The organism is Streptomyces sp. NBC_01306, assembly GCF_026340465.1.
GTDB lineage: Bacteria > Actinomycetota > Actinomycetes > Streptomycetales > Streptomycetaceae > Streptomyces.
The window spans coordinates 7,437,878-7,454,411 of sequence record NZ_JAPEPC010000001.1 but is presented as its reverse complement, the minus strand read 5'-3'; the positions used below and the strand labels follow the sequence as shown (position 1 = coordinate 7,454,411).

General features: G+C 67.8%; 17 protein-coding genes and 1 pseudogene. 7 read left to right on the top strand and 11 right to left on the bottom strand.

Annotated elements, in window-relative coordinates; all coding sequences use genetic code 11:
• Positions 1-13 precede the first annotated feature (13 nt).
• The 4 genes from OG385_RS33060 to OG385_RS33045 form a co-directional block, all read right to left on the bottom strand.
• Entirely contained in the window at positions 14-292 is a 279-nt protein-coding gene (locus OG385_RS33060; RefSeq protein WP_266861316.1) for a substrate-binding domain-containing protein, read from the bottom strand.
• Between the two features lie 55 nt (positions 293-347).
• The gene (locus tag OG385_RS33055) at positions 348-1,220 is read right to left on the bottom strand and encodes an RNA polymerase sigma factor SigF (protein WP_266861315.1); all 873 of its coding nucleotides are present in this window, start codon (positions 1,218-1,220) and stop codon (positions 348-350) included.
• A 594-nt stretch (positions 1,221-1,814) separates the two neighbouring features.
• Entirely contained in the window at positions 1,815-2,249 is a 435-nt protein-coding gene (locus tag OG385_RS33050; protein WP_266860461.1) for a DUF2267 domain-containing protein, read from the bottom strand.
• 292 nt (positions 2,250-2,541) lie between these two features.
• Complete coding sequence (locus OG385_RS33045) at positions 2,542-2,976, bottom strand: Hsp20/alpha crystallin family protein (protein WP_266860460.1); 435 nt, start codon at positions 2,974-2,976, stop codon at positions 2,542-2,544.
• 127 nt (positions 2,977-3,103) lie between these two features.
• Here OG385_RS33045 and OG385_RS33040 point away from each other — a divergent pair, with 127 nt between their 5' ends.
• Positions 3,104-3,754 (top strand): type III effector protein, encoded by a 651-nt coding sequence (locus OG385_RS33040; RefSeq protein ID WP_266860458.1) that lies wholly within the window; start codon positions 3,104-3,106, stop codon positions 3,752-3,754.
• An 839-nt stretch (positions 3,755-4,593) separates the two neighbouring features.
• Complete coding sequence (locus OG385_RS33035) at positions 4,594-4,929, top strand: MerR family transcriptional regulator (protein WP_266860456.1); 336 nt, start codon at positions 4,594-4,596, stop codon at positions 4,927-4,929.
• A 124-nt stretch (positions 4,930-5,053) separates the two neighbouring features.
• Here OG385_RS33035 and OG385_RS33030 read toward each other — a convergent pair.
• Together OG385_RS33030 and OG385_RS33025 are read right to left on the bottom strand one after the other, a co-directional pair.
• A pseudogene (locus tag OG385_RS33030) lies at positions 5,054-5,202 on the bottom strand (IS5/IS1182 family transposase); the annotation flags it as partial.
• Between the two features lie 230 nt (positions 5,203-5,432).
• Positions 5,433-6,194: an SDR family oxidoreductase gene (locus OG385_RS33025; protein ID WP_266860454.1), complete on the bottom strand. Its 762-nt coding sequence runs from the start codon at positions 6,192-6,194 to the stop codon at positions 5,433-5,435.
• Between the two features lie 185 nt (positions 6,195-6,379).
• Between OG385_RS33025 and OG385_RS33020 the strand changes: the two genes are divergently transcribed.
• The gene (locus OG385_RS33020; RefSeq protein ID WP_266860452.1) at positions 6,380-7,267 is read left to right on the top strand and encodes a helix-turn-helix transcriptional regulator; all 888 of its coding nucleotides are present in this window, start codon (positions 6,380-6,382) and stop codon (positions 7,265-7,267) included.
• 338 nt (positions 7,268-7,605) lie between these two features.
• On the opposite strand, the gene OG385_RS33015 is transcribed toward OG385_RS33020, so the two are convergent.
• Positions 7,606-8,655: a zinc-binding dehydrogenase gene (locus tag OG385_RS33015; RefSeq protein ID WP_266860450.1), complete on the bottom strand. Its 1,050-nt coding sequence runs from the start codon at positions 8,653-8,655 to the stop codon at positions 7,606-7,608.
• A 73-nt stretch (positions 8,656-8,728) separates the two neighbouring features.
• Between OG385_RS33015 and OG385_RS33010 the strand changes: the two genes are divergently transcribed.
• Positions 8,729-9,328, top strand: a complete 600-nt coding sequence (locus tag OG385_RS33010) for a TetR/AcrR family transcriptional regulator (protein WP_266860449.1) — start codon at positions 8,729-8,731, stop codon at positions 9,326-9,328.
• A gap of 60 nt (positions 9,329-9,388) precedes the next feature.
• Here OG385_RS33010 and OG385_RS33005 read toward each other — a convergent pair whose 3' ends face one another.
• The gene (locus tag OG385_RS33005) at positions 9,389-10,111 is read right to left on the bottom strand and encodes a TetR/AcrR family transcriptional regulator (protein ID WP_266860447.1); all 723 of its coding nucleotides are present in this window, start codon (positions 10,109-10,111) and stop codon (positions 9,389-9,391) included.
• Positions 10,112-10,353: 242 nt separating this feature from the next.
• On the opposite strand from OG385_RS33005, the gene OG385_RS33000 reads away from it, so the two are divergent.
• Positions 10,354-10,941 carry a flavodoxin family protein gene (locus OG385_RS33000; RefSeq protein ID WP_266860445.1) on the top strand — a complete coding sequence of 196 codons (588 nt, stop codon included), beginning with the start codon at positions 10,354-10,356 and terminating at the stop codon, positions 10,939-10,941.
• 394 nt (positions 10,942-11,335) lie between these two features.
• Here OG385_RS33000 and OG385_RS32995 read toward each other — a convergent pair whose 3' ends face one another.
• Positions 11,336-11,509 carry a CsbD family protein gene (locus tag OG385_RS32995; RefSeq protein ID WP_266860443.1) on the bottom strand — a complete coding sequence of 58 codons (174 nt, stop codon included), beginning with the start codon at positions 11,507-11,509 and terminating at the stop codon, positions 11,336-11,338.
• A gap of 185 nt (positions 11,510-11,694) precedes the next feature.
• On the opposite strand from OG385_RS32995, the gene OG385_RS32990 reads away from it, so the two are divergent.
• A complete protein-coding gene (locus OG385_RS32990; RefSeq protein ID WP_266860441.1) occupies positions 11,695-11,865 on the top strand; it encodes a hydrophobic protein in 171 nt (56 codons plus the stop codon).
• A gap of 266 nt (positions 11,866-12,131) precedes the next feature.
• Entirely contained in the window at positions 12,132-12,530 is a 399-nt protein-coding gene (locus tag OG385_RS32985) for a hypothetical protein (RefSeq protein ID WP_266860439.1), read from the top strand.
• Between the two features lie 117 nt (positions 12,531-12,647).
• Here the strand turns inward: OG385_RS32985 and OG385_RS32980 are convergent, their stop codons facing one another.
• Positions 12,648-15,008: a GH92 family glycosyl hydrolase gene (locus OG385_RS32980; RefSeq protein WP_266860438.1), complete on the bottom strand. Its 2,361-nt coding sequence runs from the start codon at positions 15,006-15,008 to the stop codon at positions 12,648-12,650.
• Between the two features lie 572 nt (positions 15,009-15,580).
• On the bottom strand, positions 15,581-16,507 hold the full coding sequence (locus tag OG385_RS32975; RefSeq protein WP_266860436.1) for an NADP-dependent oxidoreductase: 927 nt from the start codon (positions 16,505-16,507) through the stop codon (positions 15,581-15,583).
• Positions 16,508-16,534 lie beyond the last annotated feature (27 nt).

Below are 16,534 nucleotides of genomic sequence, written 5' to 3'. Positions count from 1 at the left end.
GACGTACCGTCGCTCAGTCGGCCACCGGCCGCCGCACGCCGGTCGTGGACTCGCCGACCTCCAGCCGGTGCGGGGCCAGGTGCACCGTGGGCCGCGGCGTGGTCTGCGCACCGATGCGGTTGGCCAGCGAAGTGACGGCCAGTGAGGCGATGGCGGCCTTGTCGGGCACCACCGTCGTCAGCGTGGGGGTGGCGTACCGGCCCTCCTCGCTGCCGTCGATGCTGGCGACGGCGGTGTCCCCGGGCACCGTGAGACCGGCTTCGTGAAAGGCCCGGATCACGCCGACGGCCAGCAGGTCGTTGATGGAGCAAGCCTATACATCTGAACGGAATTCCCGACTCGGAAGACTAGGCGAGCATTCCCTTGCGGAGTTTGGTCAGCGTTCGGGTCAGCAGGCGGGAGACGTGCATCTGGGAAAGTCCCAGTTCCGCGGCGATCTCGGCTTGGGTCATTTCCTGGCCGAAGCGCAGGGTAAGGATGGTCCGGTCTCGTTCGTCGAGAGTGGTCAGGAGAGGGGCAAGTGCCTGGAAGTCCTCGATCAGTTCCATCGCTGGGTCGCACGCGCCGACGACATCGGCCAGGCTCCGTGTACCTCCCGAGGGCCCCTGGTGCTGGTCGTTGTTGTCCTGGGGCAGGTCCAGCGACCCGGCGGTATAGCCGTTGGATGCGATCAGTCCCTCGATGACCTCTTCTTCGCTCAGCTTCAGGTGTGTGGCGAGTTCCGCCGCGGTTGGCTGGCGGTTCAGGTCAACCGAGAGGGTGTCCTGCGCTTTGGCCAGTTCGACGCGCAGCTCCTGCAGGCGGCGTGGGACGTGGACGGACCAGCTGGTGTCGCGGAAGAACCGCTTGATCTCGCCGACGATGTAGGGGATGGCGAAGGAGGTGAACTCGACTTCTCGGGATAGGTCGAAGCGGTCGATGGCCTTGATCAGGCCGATGGTGCCGACCTGGACGATGTCCTCCATGGTGCCGCTGCCCCGGTTGCGGAAGCGGGAGGCCGCGTAGTGGACCAGGGAAAGGTTCATCTCGATGAGTGTGTTCCGGGCGTACTGGTACTCGTGTGTGCCTTCTTCCAGCACCTGCAGCCGGTCGAAGAACGCCTTGCTCAGGGCCCGCGCATCCTTCGGTGCAACCTTCAACGGGTTCTCGACTGGCGGTAGTTCGCCGATCGTAGGGCTTTCGGCAATGGAGGCGGCGGCCTTGGCCGGCGGTACGGGCAACGACGCTGCGGTCAGCGAGGACGTCACGACAATCACTCCCTAAACGATGCCAGGTAGAGCGCACTTGACCAGCTCGTACGCAGGCATGCCTACCGATTTCAATGATCCTCGCGACACCGTTGCCCGGTTGTACGGTTCGCGAGTGACTTCCCGATCTTGGTCGGGCGCGATGCACCCAGGGGTGGGCGAAAAGGAGGTTCACGAGAAGCTCCGGCACTATGACGCCGACTCCCCCGACCAACCGGCGGGATGTTCCGGCGCCTCAAACAGTGCCCCGACAGTGACGCCTTGCGTGTGTGCGGTGGGTGGAGCGGGTGCTACGAGGGCAAAGGTCTGCTCCGTCTACGCTGGCGCTCGCCGGCTGCACGGATCCCGCCATGTACAGGACCGTGATCCAGTGAGAGTCGCCAGAAGGCGGTGCTCCTTTCGGCCAGTGACCCCGCTGCCCGAACTTGGCACGCACCCTGCGAATGTGCGGGTTGAGCTGGGTTCGAGGGTGGTCGCCCGCGGGCAGGGCTCCGGCGTCCCGCCGGAGCCCCCCTACCGTTCACATCCGCCCCAACAGCTGCTGCTACGGGTTCCCGGCCGAAGCGGTCATGCGGCCTGGATGAGTTCTGCGCGGCCGAAGAGCAGAGCCCATCCGGACGGGAGCTGGGTGAGGATACGGTCCATGAGGCCGGGGCCGGCCAGGTGAGCGACGGCAGAGAGGACGGCTCCGGTGTCCCAGCGGGTGGTTGCCGGCGTGCCGCCTGTGCGGGCGGCCAGGTCCTTGACGAAGCCCCAGCCCGTGAGCGGCTGCCTGTCGGGGATCTGGGCGGTGAAGACGAGGGCGGCCTCGATGGGGAGGCAGGCGGCGAGGTCGACGCGATCGTCGCCGGTCAGCTGGCGGCCCAGGGCGGCCAGCACGGCGCGCGTGACGTCCTCGGCATGTTCTCGGGTGGGGTACGCACCTTCGTAACGGATTCTTTCCAGCATCTGGTGAAACGTCATGTCCGTCCGGGCGGAGGCCGGTTCACTCAGCGGGAACATCGGGGATCGCCTTTCTCAATCAAGGGCGTTTTTGCTGGCAGGAAGGGCTACTTGCATGAGTGTCAGCCGACCCGGCTGGTGCCGGTTGGGCTGTTGCGTCTGGGCTCGGGTGTGCTGACGGGCGGCCGCAGAGGAGGCCGTGGCCCGGGGGCTTGAGCGGGATGCGGCGGGCGGGTTCTGCACATGGTGCGCGACATGGTGCGCACGAAAGCGGAACGCGGAGGACGGGATCAGAAGGGGACAGGGATCGATGCCCGTCCTCCGACGTCGGCGTGGCCGGACAGCCGGCTTCTCAGCTGCGGATCTCCGTGTGCGCGGGTCGCCCGCCGACCGAGATCCTGCGGGGCTTGGCGCGCTCGGCGATCGGGATACGCAGGGTCAGCACCCCGGCGTCGTAGTCGGCCGTGATGCGCTCGGTATCCAGGGTGTCGGCCAGCACCAGCTGACGGGAGAAGACACCCAGTGGCCGCTCGGAGAGCTCCATCTGCACATCGTCCGCCTTCACCGCCGGCCGGCGCTCGGCCTTGACGGTGAGCATGTTGCGCTCGACATCAATGTCGATCGCGTCCTGCGCGACCCCGGGCAGGTCCAGGGCGATCACGTACTCCTCGCCCTCCCGGTAGGCGTCCATCGGCATCGCTGAGGGCCTGGACCAGGTACCCGTCACGCCCGTCAACTGCTGGGCGAGCCGGTCGAGTTCGCGGAACGGGTCAGTGCGCATCAACATCGCGAAAACACCTCCACAGGTCTGGCAGAAACTGCCAATGCGCTTCGTGTGCCACCGTTGTAACATGTCATCCAGACGATGACAAGTTCAGTGTCACCCAGAGGGTGACGGCTGAGAAGAGGGTCCCATGAACGCATCCCAGTCCTCCAGCAACCCCGCTTCCTTCCTCGCCGCCGCAGAAGCGCTGGACACGATCGACGAAGCCGTCCGCACCGCCCAAAACGCCCAGCAGCCAACCCACCCAGAAGGCACTCAGGCAAGTTCGGAAGAGGCCCTGGCCGCTCTGCTCATGCTGCGCGAACTGCGCGAGCAACTCGCCGAATGGGAACCGGGACTCATCGAAGCGGCCCGCGACGCGGGCACCAGCTGGGCAGACCTGGCCCACCCCCTGGGCGTCGCCAGTCGGCAAGCCGCCGAGCGGCGCTATCTCCGCGTACGTCCAGGAGCCCCCGGCACCACCGGCGAACAACGCGTCCAGGCCACCCGCGACGACCGTGCCGCCGACCGCAGCGTCACCGCCTGGGCCCGGGACAATGCCGCCGATCTGCGACAACTCGCCGGACAGATCACCGCACTCACCGACCTCCCCGCGCCGGCGCACACGCCCCGGGAGAACCTTGCCGAGGCACTCGCCGACAACGACGCCGCCAACCTCATCAAGCCGCTCGCCGACACCCACACGTACCTCGCAGCCGGCCACCCCGACCTCGCCGCCCGCATCGACATCATCACCCACAACGCCGACCGGCTCCGCCAGGCCGGCAGGGGCGGACGCTGAATCAGCAGAGTTCCTCATGCCCGTACACGGCCGAGCCGATCGAGGAAGCGCGCCGGACCTGGTACGCCCTGCCGGGGCGATGCGCCTCGCACGCCCTCGTCCATCGAGGCCGACTATCTACCCATGACGCACACGGAAATCTATTCTCGCCGGAGTAGACATTGGGTGGTGGTGTGGTTATGGTTTCTTTCGTAGCCAGAGAGACCGCAGGGTCCGGCAGAGACGAACTGCCGGGCAGCAGTAATCGCAGTTACAGATAGCAGGACGGTGCGGTGGTGGAGTTTCGAAGCCAGGGTTGTCGCAGGACGGCGACGGGACTGACGACCGGACCGGGTAGCCCGCAGTGATCAGGGGCCACCGAGAGCAGTACTGCAGGACCCGCAAGTGCATGACCCAGCAGTGGAGTTAAGTGAGCAGCACCTTGGTGAAGGCGTCGGCTGCGGGCGCGCGCATCGGGAAGTTCGGCAGCGGGGTTCTAAGCCAGAGCAGACGCAGGACGGGCGACGGGGCTGGCTGTCGAAGAGTGGCGCTGTCACAGGCCGCAGGACAGTAGTACCAGCAGAGGTAAGTGAGTGATCCCAGAGGGAAGAACGGAGGAGCCAAGCATCATCAGGATCGCCCGGGCGGAATCTTCGAGCCCGGGTACCGCAGGACATCGATAGTGAGGTGGTCTCCGGTCAAGCAACCGCGATCCCCGCATCCCACGCCCTCTCCCGGGCGGGAATGCGGAAACATAAGGCCGGCGCAGTACCAGGGCCGGCAGATGGTGTAGCAGTTCCTTCGGGGCCCGGGTGCCACACAGCACCCGGGCCCTCCAACATGTTCCATAGAGAGGTGCAATGACAGCAGACGACTCGTTCGGCCGTCTCGACGACGACTACCCCGCCTACACCATGGGCCGGGCCGCCGAAATGCTCGGCACCACCCAGGGCTTCCTCCGCGCCATCGGCGAAGCTCGCCTCATCACCCCGCTGCGCTCCGAGGGCGGACATCGCCGCTACTCCCGCTACCAACTGCGCATCGCCGCACGCGCCCGGGAACTCGTCGACCAGGGCACCCCCATCGAGGCCGCCTGCCGCATCGTCATCCTCGAACCCCAACTCGCAGAAGCCCAGCGCATCAACGCCGAACACCACCGCGCCGCCGAATCGCAGAACCCGCCGCCCTCAGGCTGAAGTGGGCCGCCGATCGGGGAGTGACGGTCCGGCCAGCACCCATCGGTCGGACCCTCAGCGCCTCGTACGTCACCGGGATCGCGCTGTCGGCGGACGACGAGCGTATGGGTCATCAAGGCTCCCGCAGGGCCCGGCCCTCCAGTGGAAGGCTCCACGGACGGCCATTGCGGACCGCGTCCACACCCTCGCGCCGCAGCACGGTCACCAGCTTTCTGAACCGACGCGGGCTCCGCCCGGTCAACGCGCTATCCAGGCCGGCTCCGGCGTCAACAGCTGGGCGTCGACATCGTGATCGAGTCGAACCGGGATTTGGTGACTGGCGAGGAGGAAAGGCGATCGCCGAACTCACCAGCCTGCCCGCCCCGGCGACGCTCGCGGCTGAACCGTGGCCGCCCGGCGAGGCGGGGCCGTGCGGGTGGCGGGGCCCCGTGGACAGGACGCGTGGCTCTGCTCGCTGGCGCCCGGAGGCGATGAGCCATGCGACCCGATGGGGAGATGGGGCGTCAGCCTTCGCGGCTGGGGAGCATGGTCAGAGCTTGCGAGCGCTGTGCGACGAGGTCGTCGTAGGTGCCGTCGCGCTCGGCCCAGCGGTGCACGAGGGCCGCCTTCACGACGATTTCGCGGGGGGTGGGGTCCGCTGAGAGCAGTTGCATGACCTCGGTGGCGAAGTCGTCGAGCGGCAGGGCGTGCGGGTTCACCTTTTCCTGGCCCGCTGTGGCGACGGCCGGAGGGACGAGCTCCACGACACCGATGCCGGTGCCGTCGAGCTGCGCGCGCAGCGCCTCTGTGTAGGCGTGCACTGCCGCCTTCGAGGCGGCGTAGGTGGGCATGGGCGGGAACGGCAGGAAGGCGATTCCGGAGGTGACGGTGATGAAGGTGCCGGCGCCCCGCCGGACCATGTGCGCGGTGAAGGCGTCGATGACCCGGATGGTGCCCGTCAGGTTGGTGTCGATCGTCGTCTCGGCCGTCCCGAAGTGCGCGGGGTCGCGCAGGTCCTCCAGGAGCATGACGCCCGGCATCGTCACCACGGTGTCCAGCTCGGGGTACCGGGCGAGCACGGTGTCACGAGCTGATGTGACGGAGGCGCCGTCGGTGACATCGATGCTGATCGTGCCGAAGCCCTCTCCGGCAAGTTCTGAGAGCGCCTCCTCGCTGCGGCCGCCAACGGCCACGGTGCTGCCCGCTGCGGCGAACCGGCGGGCCAGCTCTCGCCCGATACCCGAGGTCCCGCCGACGATGAGAACGGTGCGGTTGGAGAGATCCATGAGATCTTCCCTTCAGTCCAGGTGCCGACGGCGTTCAGGCCCGCGGCGCATTCCGTGGTGTGCTCTGTCCTTCGTGAACAGTGCAATCGCAGTCTGGCGACATCCGCTGGATGTGACAGTGCCCCCGTCTTCCCTGGTCCCACCAGGGCCCCTCTGAGTCACGCACACCGCGTTACGGTGTCGGTATGAAGGATGAGGAATCCGGCAACCGGCTCGGCAGCTACCTTCGCGCCCGACGTGAGCTGGTCTCCCCGGCGCAGGCAGGACTCCCGCCCGGCGGCGGCAACCGCCGCGTGCCCGGCCTGCGCCGTGAGGAAGTCGCCCTGCTCGCCGGAATCAGCCCCGACTACTACCTGCGCCTGGAACGCGGCCGCGACAAGAACCCCTCACCTCAGGTCCTCGAATCACTCGCGCGCGTCCTGCAGCTCGACGACATCGAACGGACGTATCTCCTCGGCCTGACGGCAGCACGCCCCAGGGCACCGCGCCGCAAGCGGCCCGAACACGTGCCGCCGCGGGTGCACGAACTCCTCGCCCACCTTCAGATCCCCGCGTTCATCGAAGGGCGCGCGTTCGATGTCCTGGCCTCCAACTCCATGGCCATCGCGCTCTCCCCCCGGCTGCGGCCCGGCCTGAACCGGCTTCGTTCCCTCCTCCTCGACCCTGAGGAACAAGCCTTCCACCAGGACTGGACCAAAGCCACCGCCGATTTCATCGCCGCCCTTCGCACGACCATCGGCGACGACACCGACAACCCCCGGTTCGTCGAACTCGTCGGAGAACTCGCACTGTCCAGTCAGCGGTTCCGCACCCTGTGGGCCCGCCATGACGTCCGCAGTCTCGACGGAGGCACGACCACGGTCCACCACCCCGTCGTCGGTGAACTACGCCTCCACCGCGACAAACTCCCCATCGACGACGTCATCCTCGTCGTCTACTACCCCGACAAGGACAGCGACAGCGACGAGAAACTGCAACTCCTCGCCGCACTCTCACACACCGAACCCACCGAACCCACCGAACCCACCGACACAGCACAGCAGGTCAACCGAGGCGAGGGTCCGCCGGCTTGAGCTGGGACGGTCCGCTCGGCTACGGCTCTGTCGGAGTCGCTCAAGCCCCACGACCTCCTTGAGACGACCACGCCTTCGCCCGGCATGCCGCAGGAACAGTCGTGGGAGTAACGAGCCAAGCGCCATCTGCGGGCTGCTGAATTCGCTCTTCTGCGAATTCCCGGTGACGAAGTCTACGAGCGAGTGATGCCCGGTCTTCTCCGGCTCGGGAGCGGCATGCCGACCCCAGGGAGTTCCACTGGATCCGGCGGATGCGTTGGAGGGCCGAGGACATGGTGAGTGCCCTGTCCGCGTACGTCACCGAAGCCGAATTTCCCCCACCGCACGCTGGATTGAACTCAGGGGTGCATGACGATCTTTCCCACGTGTCCTCTGCGGGAGAGTTCCTCCTGCGCCTGAGCGGCCTGGTCCAGTGGGAAGGTAGCGGCGATGACGGGCTGGACCTCGGCCCGACGAGCCAGGCCCATAAGGAGATCGAAGTGTGCGGGCGTATGCATTGCGGACCCGATGACCTGGGCGTTGTGCAGATAGAGACGGCGCACATCGAAAGCCACGCCGTAGCCCCCCAGCGCGCCCGCGATGACCCACCGGCCCCCTTCGCGCAGCAACGGCAGCCCCTCACTCACCAGTTCGCCGGCCACGACGTCCAGTGCGACATCGATGCCCTCCGGAGCGGCGGTACGGATCTGCTCCGCGACGTCGCCCGCTCGGTCGATGACCTCGTGCGCGCCCGCTTCACGCACCGCACCGATCTTGGTTCCACTACTGATGGCGAGCACCCGCGCGCCGCGCGCACGGGCGATCTGCACCAGGGCCAGGCCAACGCCGCCGGACGCCCCCGAAACCAGGACGGTCTCTCCTCGCTGCAGCCGGCCCCGCTCGATCATGCCCAGCGCCGTACCGTAGGCGGTCGGCAACGCCGCCAACTGGTCATCCGTGAGCGGGGAATCCGTCACGTCATGCACACGCTCCACCGCCGCTGTCACATACTCCGCGTATCCACCGTCGCGTTCACTCCCCATCAGGCCCACCGGGTTGGCGTGCGGCCCTTCGGTCTCGTAGATCGCGGGATCGACGACCACCCGGCGCCCGACAAGGCTCCGCTCCGCTCCAGTCCCGACAGCCACGACGCGGCCGCACACATCTGCACCCTGGATACGCGGAAAGCCGACCGGGCCGCGCCAGCCCGACCTCGCGTCCGGGTCCCCCGGACTCCCGTAAGCGCCCTCCCGAGTCCACAAGTCGGTGTTGTTCAGGGCTACCGCACTGACCTGGACCAGCACCTCCTCAGCCCCCGGAACAGGGACCGCGACCTCCGCCGGCTCAAGAACCTCCGGCCCTCCGTGCCCGGTGATCCGCACCGCTCGCATGAACGGGGATGCACTCATCGCTTGAACCTCCCTCAGGTATACTGATCTGTGAACATGCCCCACCGTACACCGACCGGTGAAAGGTCCCACAGTGCAGGAAGCACGGCCCATAACACCCGCCGGGCGCCGCGTCGTGGCAGCCGCAGAGGAACTGTTCTACAACCGCGGCATCACAGCGGTCGGCGTGGATCTGATTGCCGAGCACTCAGGGGTGACCAAGCGGACCCTGTACAACCAGTTCGGCTCGAAAGACCACCTCGTAGCGGCCTATCTCACAGGCCGCGACCAGCGCTGGCGGACACATGTCCGTACCACCGTCGACACCAGCGACACTCCCACCCAGGCCGTCACCGCACCCTTCGAAGCACTGCGGACCTGGAGCGAAACCAACACCCGCGGATGCGCCTTCATCAACGCACTCGCCGAACTCCCGGACCCCTCACACCCCGCACACCGCATCGCCGCGAACCAGAAACTCTGGCTCCGAAACCTCTTCAAGGAACTCGCCACCGCAGCGGGCTGCTCACACCCCGCCACCCTCGCCACCCAACTCCTCGTACTGCATGAAGGCGCTCTCGCCACGCAGCCACTCCCCCTCGACACCCTTCCGGAAAGCACCGACCTGGCACGAGCCCTGGTTCAAGCCAGCGCATCGCCCCGTCAGGGCCTTGCAGTCGGCCCCTGCGACTGAACGCCCTCCGTGCGGCTGGCATAACCGACTGCGCCCACGCCTGCAGATCAGACGGCGGGTTCAGCCTGCCAGTTGCTGCAGCCATTCGCGCAGCAGAGCCGTCTCCGTGTCTCGCAGAGGTACCCCAGCGGCCGGGGGCCCGGTGGTGAGCGCGGTTTGAAGTGCGGCATCGAGGGCGAGTGCGCGCGAGGCCAGGTCCGACCCGGATGAGGCGGGCGGGTCCGTGGTGATCGAGGCGATGATGGTGTCCCGCAGCCGTGCCGAAGTGGTCAGGTCCCGCTCCGAGGACTCTTCGCCGATCTGCGCCAGCGTGGCACCCGTCGTCGCCGCGTGGATGACCCGGGTCGCCTGCTCCACCGGAACCCGAAGGCGCCCGGCGTCAGCCGCCCGGCCCAGCAGTGTCACCAGCAGGGCGTGCGCCTCGTCCGCGGCCGGGGGCCGACGTCCGGGCTGCACAGTGCCATACATGAGCATGTAGAACGCGGGGTGCTGCACTCCGAAGTCGACGTGCAGGTCCCAGCCGCGGTACAGGTCGGCCACCGGGTCGTCGGGGGTCAGCGCCAGCGCCTCCCGTTTCTCGGCCAGGTACATGTCGAATCCGTAGGCGGCCAGCTCCGACAGGAGTCCGTCCTTGTCGTCGAACATCCGGTAGAGCGCGGGGGCTGTGATGCCCGCGGCTGCGGCGACAGCGCGCGTGGAGACCGCCTCGCTGCCGCCCTCCTCCAAAAGCTTGGCGGCCACCTGCAGTACCTGGCGCCGCGCGGCGAGTCGTCCCTCATTCATGGAACAACGATATCGCATTTTGCGTATCACCGCCTTATCGGTGCTACGGTTTAAAGCGGATCGTCGATCCGTGCGCTGATGCGGTCGGCGCCGGCCCGCGAGAGCTGGGCATGCGCACACCCCCGCCGGGGCGGTCGGCCCCCCACTCGTGGAGCAGTGCGGCCGACCGCCGCAGCGGGCAGCTCGCCGTCCGCCGACACCACCACCGAACACGCCGCCATCGCGGCAGGAGAGGAACACCCATGTCCGATATCTCGATCGTGATCGCGTCGCATTCCGGCTACGGCCACACCGCGCAGATCGCTACGGCCGTCGCGGACGGCGCACGCTCCGTCGCCGGGACGCAGGTCCACGACGTGGACGTCGCCTCCCTCAGCGACGCGGACTGGGAGCTGATGGACGCTGCGGACGCCATCATCTTCGGCACTCCCACCTACATGGGCACTGCGTCGGGGGCGTTCCACGCCTTCGCCGAGGCCAGCAGCAAGCGGTGGATGACCCGCGCCTGGAGCGACAAGCTCGCGGCGGGGTTCACCAACTCCGGCTCCATGAGCGGCGACAAGCTGCACACCCTGCAGTACCTCTCGCTCCTTGCGGCCCAGCACGGAATGCTCTGGGTGAGCCTGAACCTTCTGCCGGGCTGGAACACCACCACATCCAGCCCCCAGGACGACAACCGCCTCGGCTTCTACCTCGGCGCCGGCGCACAAAGCTTCAACGACACCCCCGCGGTCCACGACGCAGACCTGAACACCGCCCGCCACCTCGGCCGACGCGTCGCCGGGCACGCCCGCATCCACCGCGCCGGACTGACCGCCGCAACGCACTGACACAACGGTCCGTGAACCGGCCCGGCAGCCCCCGCCCTGCACCAGCGAACAGCAACTCCGGACCAGGAGGCCGCTGGAGTCCACCCCGACCGAGGGGTTACGCCGGCGAGCGTACCCGGCAGAATCGTTCGGTTTGGCGGGCGGCTAAGCGAGGCTCATCACCCACCATGCGTCTTTCGTTCATCACCATCTTCAGCCTGTTCAAAAGAGTGCGTCATGCAGCACCGGACATGGGGAAGCCAGGCCCCGAGGTCGCGGCGATCGGCTACGGCGCGACGGTCCTGACGGAGCCCCGCGAAACACGGCCACAGCGCATCAGCCCCGGGACGACGACTCAGGGCAACGCTGATCCCGGCAGCCAAGGCACGGCTGCCGGGATCAGCGTGTAGCGGCTCTACTTCTTAAAAGCGTCCTTGGCCTTCTCCTTGGCCTGCCGCAGGTCTCCCTTGGCTTCTTCGGCGCGCCCTTCGGCCTCCATGGACTCGTTACCGACAGCGCCTCCGGCGGCCTTTTTGACTTTGCCCTTGACCTGCTCGCCCTTGGCCTGAGCCTTCTCATCCGCAGCCACAATCACTCACTCCCTGCCTTACTAGAGGAACGCGATATGCCACATCTGGCCCGAAAGCCTTTCGCTCAAACCCCGACAGCTGCTGCACGGAAACCATCTCCCGCCGGGCGGCATGAAGGTGATATGAGGGCGGCAGGAGTGAACGGTTCACACCAGGGCAGTCGTCAGCTTGGAGGTTGATAACGATGGTTCCTATCATTCTCGTTCTTCTGCTCGCCCTGATCCTTTTCGGTGTGGGTTTCGCACTCAAGGCCCTGTGGTGGATCGCCGCCATCGTGCTGGTCGTGTGGCTGCTGGGGTTCCTCGTCCGCCCCGCAGCGAGCGGAGGGAAGCGTGGCCGCTGGTACCGCTGGTAGACGGCGCTCAGGAGGCTGATGTGGGTGGGCCCCGACGCGACTACCGCGTCGGGGCCCACCCACATTCGCCTGCGTTCTTGTCCCCTGCCAAGGCCCGGACCGACTCCGCCGTGAACGTCACGCCGCCCACTGAGGCGAAGCGGAGCGGTCATCGTCATGGCGCGGCCAGGTGCGCCGACCTGGCGTCCAGTCCAGGAGATCGAGGCTGCACGCGGGGGCATGAGTCCAGCCGATCACCCTCCTGCGCGATTGGCTCGCAGCGCGCAGTGAAGGGCGATCATGCGGCCGCGCTCGTCAGGGGCCTGGTGCCGCCGGCGTTCGGCGTACTGTTCCTGCTCGACGAGGAGTTGCTGCGCTCCGGGCTGCCGGGAGCGGCCGTCATGGCGCCGGTCCTGCCGCTGCTCGCCCTGGGCGCTGCCGCCGTCGGTCTGCGCGCGGTCGCCCTGGACGGACCGTACCGGCTCTGCGGCCGGGAGGCGCCGGCGCGCTCGCTGGCCGACCCGCGTGGCACCGCGCTGCCGGCCGGCGCCGTGTTGCTGGCCACGCTGCTCCTGTGGGCCATGCCCGTCCTGCTCCCGCTGCTGCCCGGCCCGCCGGCGTTCGCCGCCACCGCCGTGGACCTGCGCCACCGCGCGCACCGGGACGAGACTGCTCCGCGGCGGTGACGGAGTTCTGCGCCCGGCCGCGAGCCCGCTTCGCCGAGTGTGGCCGCCGCGACGTGCGCACCAACCGGTGAAGTCCCGGGGGTGCGGACCCTCATGGGAGGGACCGCACCCCGAGCCTCAGGGCCGGGCCATGGCGGGCGGGGCGGCGTTGGCGCCCCAACTCGTCGGCCTGTCCGAGAGGTTGATCCTGATCGTGCCGGAGCGGAGCAGGTCCTTGTGGGACAGCCAGCTCTGGCGCAACTTCCCCTTGCCGGTGTCCACGGAGGACACGTACTGGAGCTTCGACGCGTTGGCGCCCGGGGCATCGATGCTGATCGTGCGTCCGTCTTCGGGCCGGATCTCGACCTTCTCGAACATGGGCGCTGTGATCACGTAGGTGGCGGAGCCGGGCTGGGGCTCGAAGATTCCTGCCATGGCGAAGACGAGCAACGAGGAAGTGGCGCCGAGGTCGTCATTGCCGGGCATTCCGTACACGTCGTCGGTGAAGAGCGTCCGCATCGCACGCAGCACGGCGGAGGTCTTCCACGGCGCGTCCGTCCACGTGTACATCCACGGCGCGTGGAAGTCGGGCTCGTTGTTGGGGTTGAACGCGAAGTTGTTGTGGTAGTCGTACGCGCCGGTCACCCACGAGTCCGAAGCCGCCTTCGCCGGGTCGGTGAGCACGGTCGGCATGTCGAAGAACTTGTCGAGCCGCTGCTCGGCCTGCGAAGGGCCGCCCATGAGCCCGAAGAGCGTCTTCGGGTCCTGCTGCGCGAGCCATTCGTACTGCCACGCGGTGCCCTCGTGGAACGCGCCGGCCTGGGCGGGATCGGGGTCGCCGGCAATGGTGCCGTCCGCGTTCTTGGCCACCGGGAACCCGGAGAAACCCTGCGAGGTGACGGTGGGGTCCCACAGCTTGGTGAAGTTGTCGCAGCGAGAGGCGAGCGTCGTGGCCCTGCCCTGGTAGCCGAGGCCCCTGGCCATCGTGGACAGCGCGCAGTCGGCGAGCGAGTACTCAAGTGTGGCCGAGCCCGACTGGCGGCTGTCGCCGTACTTGTACCCGGGCAGGTTCTGGTAGCCGACCCAGCCGTTCTTGACGTATGTAGGGTTACCGTCACGGCCACGGAAGATCGACTGGTCCGCGGGGACTTCGTTGGCGTTCTTCCACAGCGCGCCGAAGAGCTGGCGGGCGGTGCGTTTGTCGAGCAGGCCGCGGTTGTAGATGTCGACGATCCACGGCGTGACGGGGTCGCCGCTCATCACGTTGGTCTCGCTGTTGCCGAGCGCCCAGCGCGGCAGCCAGCCACCGTCCTGGTAGATGTGCAGCACGGACTTGGCCATATCAGTGGCCTTGTCCGGGTTCAGCAGGTCCACCAGTTGGTTCTGCGAGCGGTAGGTGTCCCAGAGCGAGAACATCTGGTAGTACGTGGAATCCGCGCGGTGCACCTTGTCGTCGAAGCCGCGGTAGCGGTTGTCCACATCGGACCCGATCGACGGGTGCAGCAGCGAGTGGTAGAGCGCGCTGTAGTACGTGCGCTGGTCGGCGGTGCTGCCACCGGCCACGCGCATCCGGTTCAACTCTTCCTGCCAGGTGTTGTGCGCGGCGGCACGGGCCTTGTCGAACGACTTCGGCTGCTCGGCCTTGCGGTTGAGGCGTGCGCCGTCGATCGACGTGTAGGACAGGCCCACCGAAGTGCCGACCTGGTTGCCCTTGGCCGGGTCGAAGGTCGCATAGGCGCCGGCGCGCTTGGTGCCACGCGATGCGTCGCGCTGGTTCGGGGTGATGGTGCCGTCGGTCCAGGTGCCGAAGCTTGAGAACTTCCGGTCGAACTTGGCGCTGAAATAGATCCGGTAGCGTTCCTTCCCGGTCTCACCGCAGAAGTTGCCGCCCTGGAGCCAGCCCTCGACGGTGTCATTGCCGACGACGTGGACGTCACCGGCATAGGTGCTGCCATTGCTCTCGCCGGTCTCGATCAGCACGTTCTCGGGGCCGGATCCGGCGGGGTACGTGTAGCGGTGCTGCCCGGTTCGCTGGGTCGCGGAGAGCTCGGCCTGGATACCGTTGTTGAACTTCACTCCGTAGTAACCCGGCGCGCGGGTCTCGTTGTCGTGGCTGAACTTCGCACCGTACTGCGCCGGGTCGGACGACGTGACCGCCCCGGTGGTCGGCATGAAACGGAAGTTGCCCATCGTCTGGCAGCCGACGCCCGAGAGGTGGGTGTGGCTGAAGCCGAGGATCGTGTCCTGCTTGTAGTCATAGGAGGCGTACTGGTTGAGCTGCGTGTCCGGGCTCAGCTGCACCATGCCGAACGGGACGGTGGCGCCCGGGAATGTGGTCCCGTCGCCGTTGTTGCCGATCGACGTGTCGACCAGTGTGGTGGGGTCATCGGCGAACTTCGGTCCCCGCTCCTTGGCATCTGCGACGCCTGGGGTGGCGGATGCCGCGACCACAGTGGTGGCGAGCAACACGGCGGCGAACACGCGTTTCCATGCTCTCATCGCGATCCTTCCTGTGACAACGTTGTCAATTCCCTGAGATCTTTGCCCTTCAAGTACTGCTCCGTCAATCCGGTTGACCGCCGGGGTTGATTTGCCCCCGGCCTCAACGGGCGGCCGGACAGCGGGCCGTCAGCGAGGAACAGGAAGAGCGGGAGCTCAACTGCGGCCTGGATCGGGTTTACCGACCGGCGTCTGTCATGTTCTGGAGTCGGTACGGGGGACGACCGAAGTCCTGATTCCTCCCGCTCAGCCGCTTCACGGCCCGTCCGCCGTCCCGGTGGGCGGGCCGTCCCACCCAAGGCTGACAGAGAGGTGCCGGAGGTCTGCTGACTCAGCATGCGCGAGTCGAGGGCCAGGTGGCGGGGGTCTCCTCGGACAGACGCCCTCCTGTGTCGATCTCCGCCTGGGCGTAGACGTATCCCTCGTCCCGAACGAGGGCAAGGCAGGCGTCGGCCCAGGCGGCGCCGGTCTGGGCCGTCCGGTCCCACCGCGGGTCGGCGGTGACCGGATCGACGCCAAGTGGTCGGCCAGTCAGTTGTGTTCGGGCCGGTGCGTGGACGGCGGTCAGCTCATCAGGGCACGAGCACGATGCGCCCGCGCAGGCCGCGCGAGGCCAGCGTGTCGTGGGCTGCAGCGGCTTCCGAGAACGGCATCGTCCGGTCCACCCGTAGGGTGACGAGGCCGGCGTCCGCGAGGGTAGCCAGCTCGGCGAGTTGCACCGCGTCGCTGTGTACCTGGACCTGGGAGACACGGATCCCGCGTTCCGCTGCTGGGCCGGCGCCGAGAACACTGACGAACGTGCCGCCGTCTCCTAGCGCACCGATCACTGATTCGCCCAGGGCCGCGGCGTCGATCAGCCCGGCGACTCCGCCGGGAACTGCCGCGCGGATCGCAGCGGCGGGGTCGTCAGAGCGCGGTACGAAGAGGCTGGCACCCAACTTGCGCACCAGTTCCTCGTCCTGGGATCCGGCGACGGCGACGACGTGCAGGCCACGCTCGGCCGCCAGCTCGACGAGATAGCCGCCTACGGCGCCTGCGGCACCGGTGATCGCCACGGTCGCGCCGTCGGCCGCGGCGAGCAGGTCCAGCGCCTGCCGGGCGGTGAGTCCGTTCAGCGGAAGCGTCGCTGCCTGCACCGGGCTCGCGTGCTGGGGTGCGGCAGCGACGGCCGTGGCGGGCAGGACGACGTACTCGGCGTGCGTGCCGGCTTGGGTGTCCGGCCAGTCGGACATGCCGATCACGGCGTCGCCGACCTCGAAGCTGTGGACGCCGCCGCCGAGGGCATCGACGATTCCCGCGACGTCGAGACCGGGAATGTAGTGGTCCCGCACGGGGACACGCGAGGCCAGTGCGCCGGCACGAATCAAAGCGTCGGCGGGGTTCAACGCGGCCGCCGAGACCCGGATACGGATCTGACCGTCGCCCGGCTCAGGGGTCGGGACCTCGCTGATGCGGAGCACGTCGGAGCCACCGTATTCGGACAGGATGACAGCACGCATCGTCACATCTTCTCTCTGAAGGTGTCC

Coding starts and splice junctions, on each gene's coding strand:
- OG385_RS32975 (WP_266860436.1), bottom strand. CDS start 16,507: ATGCGTGCTGTCATCCTGTCCGAATACGGTGGCTCCGACGTGCTCCGC.
- OG385_RS33025 (WP_266860454.1), bottom strand. CDS start 6,194: ATGGATCTCTCCAACCGCACCGTTCTCATCGTCGGCGGGACCTCGGGT.
- OG385_RS33000 (WP_266860445.1), top strand. CDS start 10,354: ATGTCCGATATCTCGATCGTGATCGCGTCGCATTCCGGCTACGGCCAC.
- OG385_RS33050 (WP_266860461.1), bottom strand. CDS start 2,249: ATGTTCCCGCTGAGTGAACCGGCCTCCGCCCGGACGGACATGACGTTT.
- OG385_RS33015 (WP_266860450.1), bottom strand. CDS start 8,655: ATGAGTGCATCCCCGTTCATGCGAGCGGTGCGGATCACCGGGCACGGA.
- OG385_RS33005 (WP_266860447.1), bottom strand. CDS start 10,111: ATGAATGAGGGACGACTCGCCGCGCGGCGCCAGGTACTGCAGGTGGCC.
- OG385_RS32990 (WP_266860441.1), top strand. CDS start 11,695: ATGGTTCCTATCATTCTCGTTCTTCTGCTCGCCCTGATCCTTTTCGGT.
- OG385_RS33035 (WP_266860456.1), top strand. CDS start 4,594: ATGACAGCAGACGACTCGTTCGGCCGTCTCGACGACGACTACCCCGCC.
- OG385_RS33045 (WP_266860460.1), bottom strand. CDS start 2,976: ATGTTGATGCGCACTGACCCGTTCCGCGAACTCGACCGGCTCGCCCAG.
- OG385_RS33020 (WP_266860452.1), top strand. CDS start 6,380: ATGAAGGATGAGGAATCCGGCAACCGGCTCGGCAGCTACCTTCGCGCC.
- OG385_RS33040 (WP_266860458.1), top strand. CDS start 3,104: ATGAACGCATCCCAGTCCTCCAGCAACCCCGCTTCCTTCCTCGCCGCC.
- OG385_RS32980 (WP_266860438.1), bottom strand. CDS start 15,008: ATGAGAGCATGGAAACGCGTGTTCGCCGCCGTGTTGCTCGCCACCACT.